Annotated in this window: 2 protein-coding genes; one reads left to right on the top strand and one right to left on the bottom strand. The window is 50.4% G+C overall.

Annotated elements, in window-relative coordinates; translation table 11 throughout:
• Positions 1-59 precede the first annotated feature (59 nt).
• Complete coding sequence (locus KDK14_RS07220) at positions 60-1,118, bottom strand: hypothetical protein (protein ID WP_257264376.1); 1,059 nt, start codon at positions 1,116-1,118, stop codon at positions 60-62.
• 586 nt (positions 1,119-1,704) lie between these two features.
• On the opposite strand from KDK14_RS07220, the gene rnr reads away from it, so the two are divergent.
• Positions 1,705-4,299 (top strand): ribonuclease R, encoded by a 2,595-nt coding sequence (gene rnr, locus KDK14_RS07215; RefSeq protein WP_257264375.1) that lies wholly within the window; start codon positions 1,705-1,707, stop codon positions 4,297-4,299.
• Positions 4,300-4,488 lie beyond the last annotated feature (189 nt).

Raw genomic sequence — 4,488 nt, 5'->3', positions numbered from 1 at the left:
CGCCGACTGCATGGATGCAGGAGCTAGAGCAACGCAGGAGCAGTTGCCGCGCAGGCAGTCTATTCTCGAACAGCCTCCTGCACGCAAGAATCGTAACTCGGTGGTGGGTTTGGATAAAGGAAGTGATAACCGGGCGGAGACCCATACAATACGTTCAGGATTTTCTCGTCTAGCTGGTCGCGGTTAAGGTGTTGATAATCAGCAGGGGATGGAGTATTTCCACTTGGTTCATCAATAGCAAACAGTGTGAGGAGTTGTTGTTTGAACAGCTCGTTGCCACTAGCCAGCAGTTGGTCACGAAAGGCAACAGAGTCGGAAATTCTGTTCCTCAGGGCATCGAGCAAAATAGTAAACCGCCCGCTCAATTTCCGAAAACATCCCCTGGCGTATTTATCCATAAAAATAATCAGCAGGTTTTCAGCGGCTCCTGTGCCGCTGGGTAAGCCCGGGTCCAGATGCACCGCCTGGTCTGTTAGCAGATGCTCAGTCAGGCCGAAGTTATCAAACATCAAGGTCTGGCCAATAAAATTTACGTGGATGAAGGTGTTTCGTGGCTGTCGATAAAAAATCCGATTATCCATTTTGCTGGAAAGAGCAAACGCACCAGTTTCGTCAAATGATATCTCCGTGTTCACATTGACATGATCGTGACTGACAAGCATTTTACAGATCTCTTCCCTGTTTTTGTGACCAGCGTTACTGTTAATTAATTCCTTCAGAGTAAAATCGAGGTATTGGCCCCGGCTGTCCCCAAGCCTGATGGTAGCGTCAGGGCAAATATTGGTATTCTTCAGCAATATCCTGAGGGTTTCTGGTGTCAGTTTATCTGTGACGTGACGATGGCGACGGCGTCCCCGTTGATCCGAAAACAACCTTTTTGGGGGGATACAATAATTGCCACCTGTCAACGCCTCGTTCGGGCAAGCCCCGTTTTCCAGCAAAATCGCCAATGCTTCTGTCTTGCCATTTGCCACCGCCCTGGCAGCAGCCTCATCCAGATTATGCACAACCCGATAACGGGCGTTTCCGCCGTCTGCTGAATGGTGCTCTCTTACCATGCGTCTGATCAGTGGCACATCATTGGTTGCCGCAGCCCGCAGGAATGCCCTGTTACTCATTAATCTCAGAAGCACCTGGTTGAAAGATTGATTGCAGCGGAAGAAAAACCTGTAACGAAGGGGTCGCCGGGTTATTTGATCCGTCGTGGTGTCAGTGGCATTTGCCGGTCGATTGCCTGTCTGGATAGGGAACGGTGCGGGTCCGCTGCTGTGTATCATGTTTCTGACTTCGTTGAATGTGTGATGCTTATGGATTGGCGTTTGCAAACCCCCGGAGTTTTGTCATTTATATCAGACTTGCTTGCCAGTCAATAAGTTCCCGGTCTGATCCAGTTTTTCTGGTTATCTGACCGAGAGAAATATCATTAATGAATGTCTGGAGGCTGTTGGAGAATAGACTGCCCTGCGCGGCAACTGCTCCTGCGCCGGGGGTTTTGGCATAACGCTGTGATCAGCTATTATTGGTTAGTCTCTCTTTTCATCTTCCTTTGCATTGATAGCTTGATGCATGTACTAATAAAGAATGGATTCAATGTTAACCTCTCCCCCTCCATGGTCTTTGCAGAAAGATATCATGATAATAGATTTTCATTTTCACCAGACAGCCTTGAGCTGCCCCGTGCCATAAAAGAGGTGCAATAACCCCATGTCAAAAGGGTGGAAAAGCCAGGATAGTCAGGCATCTCTCGAAGCAGAGCGTTATGAAAACCCGATTCCCAGCCGTCTGTTCATCATGAAATACCTTGAGCAGCGCGGGGCACCAGTGAGCCATCGGGCGTTATGCGGTGAACTGGGTATAAACGACGAAGAACAGCAAGAAGCCCTGATGTTCCGCCTCAAAGCGATGATTCGCGATGGTCAGCTGTTGCAAAATCGCAAGAATGCCTTTGCCTTGATCAGTAAGCTGAATCTGATTAAAGGGGTCGTTCAGGGCAATAAAGAGGGATTTGGCTTTTTGATTCCTGATGGTGGTGGCGAGGACCTCTATCTTTCTCCCCGTGAGATGCGCCAACTGTTTGATGGTGACCGTGCGGTGGTGCGTGAATCTGGCGTCGATCATCGTGGCCGCAGGGAGGGCCAGCTGGTTGAAGTGCTCGAGAGAAATACGACACAGGTTGTCGGTCGCTACTATACCGAGTCAGGTGCGGCCTTTATGGTGCCTGAAAACCCTCGTATCAGCCGGGAAATTATTGTTCAACCGGGTCCGCTGATGCCCACGGAGGGTCAATATATTCTGTTGGAAATTACCCGCCAGCCAGGACGCCGCTCCATGCCGATGGGGATTATCAAGGAAATTCTGGGGGACAGGGCCGATGCCGGAATGGAGGTTGAGGTTGCGGTTCGCACCCATAATATTCCCCATGAATGGCCGGAAGCGGTGGAAAAACAGTGCAAGGGTTTGACTGCCGAGGTTGCAGAATCTGACAAACAGTTCAGGGTCGATTTGCGAACAACACCTTTTGTCACCATTGACGGTGAAGATGCCCGTGACTTTGATGATGCAGTTTATTGTGAGCTGAAAAAAGGCGGCGGCTGGCGACTGTTTGTGGCGATTGCCGATGTGTCTCACTATGTAAAACCGGGTTCGGCGCTGGATAAGGAAGCGGCTAACCGGGGCACATCGGTCTACTTTCCGGGGCATGTGATTCCCATGTTGCCTGAGGTTTTGTCCAATGGTTTGTGTTCCCTGAACCCGCAAGTGGACCGACTGGCAATGGTCTGTGAAATGACCATCAGTGGCAAAGGCAAGATTTCCGGCTACAAATTCTATGAGAGTGTTATCCGCTCCCACGCCCGCCTGACCTATACCAAAGTCTGGGATATGTTGTCCCCAGGCGATGAAGGCAGGGCGCTACGCAAACAGTACCAGCCTTTAGTGCCACACCTTGAGCAGCTGTATTCGCTATTCAAGACCTTGGTATCCGTGCGCTCAGAGCGGGGCACCATTGATTTTGACACAGTGGAAACCCGGATTATTTTTGGCCGCCACCGCAAGATTGAACAGATTGTGCCAAGGGAGCGTAATGACGCCCACAAGCTGATTGAAGAGTGTATGCTGTGTGCCAATGTGTGTGCGGCAAAGTTTCTGGAAAAGCACACGATCCCGGGGCTTTACCGTGTGCACGAAGGGCCAACGCCGGAGAAGAAGCTGAACCTGAACAGTTTTCTTGGCAGCCTGGGCCTGGCACTTGCCTCAAGAAAAATTACCCCCCGTGATATTCAGTCATTGTTGCTTATGGTAAAAGATCGTCCTGATTACCACGTGATTCAGACCGTGGTACTGCGCTCAATGAGTCAGGCGGTCTACAGCGGTGATAATCAGGGGCATTTTGGTCTGGCCTTCAAGGCTTATGCACACTTTACCTCACCCATTCGGCGTTACCCTGATTTACTGGTACACCGGGCGATACGCCATATTATTCGCTCAGGGATTCCCTCCCGGCATGTGGTTCGTGTGGGTGCCAGTCCAATTCCTGAAAAGCGCATCTATCCTTATAACGCCAATGATATTCAAGCACTGGGAGAGCACTGTTCTGCCACAGAGCGGCGGGCTGATTTGGCAACCCGCGATGCCATGGACTGGTTGAAGTGCGACTATATGCAGCAACATATTGGTCAGACCTTTAGCGGTATTGTCTCTTCAGTGACCGGATTCGGGTTGTTTGTTGAGCTCAAAGATGTCTATGTGGAGGGATTGGTACACGTCACCAGTCTGCCGGATGACTACTATATTTACGACAATGTACATCACTGCATGCGCGGTGAACGGACTGGACGTCAGTTTGGTCTTGGCGATGAATTGGAAGTGATGGTCAGCAAGGTGGATCTGGATGACAAGAAGATTGACTTTGAGCTTCTATCAGCGCTTGGCAAGCCGGGAAGAAGAAAATCATCCGGTAAATCCGGTTCTACAAAAAAATCCCGTTCATCCGCAAACGCCGCGCTGGGCAGTCGATTTAAATCGGCAGCTGCCAAGGAAAAACTGCTCAGGGAAGCCAGGGCTGCGCAGGAGGCTGCTAAAAAAGGGAAAGGCGCTGCCAAGGGTTCTTCCGAATCATCGGCTGCCAAGCCGAAAGGCAAGAAATCTGCCAAAACAACGGCTAAAAAGGGTAAGCCAACCGCTACTGGAAAAAAGAAGGTTGCCAACAAGAAGAAAACCAGCAGCGCCCGGAAGTCTGATTCAGTCAAAGCCTCAAAACCAACGGAAAGACGGCCGCGCAAACGGAAGATCAGTCAATAGGATTATCAGTCATTGCTGCCCGGCTCCATTGGGGGGGCTTCCAGGAGGCTGTCCGAGAACAGACTGCCCTACGCGGCAACTGCTCCGGCAAGAAAGGTTTCCTGAAATTCCAGAGATCCAGAAAAAACCCTACCTTTTTTCTCTAATCTGGGACGGATATTGGAGAAAAACACAAAAATCAGGCAGAAA

This window comes from Endozoicomonas sp. ONNA2, assembly GCF_024606365.1.
Taxonomy (GTDB): Bacteria; Pseudomonadota; Gammaproteobacteria; order Pseudomonadales; family Endozoicomonadaceae; genus Endozoicomonas.
The sequence above is the reverse complement of the archived record's forward strand: the minus strand, read 5'-3'. Positions and strand labels throughout refer to the sequence as shown.

Bases quoted from the DNA above. Each gene is read 5' to 3' on its own strand.
- KDK14_RS07220 (WP_257264376.1), bottom strand. From the start codon at position 1,118: ATGAGTAACAGGGCATTCCTGCGGGCTGCGGCAACCAATGATGTGCCA.
- rnr (WP_257264375.1), top strand. From the start codon at position 1,705: ATGTCAAAAGGGTGGAAAAGCCAGGATAGTCAGGCATCTCTCGAAGCA.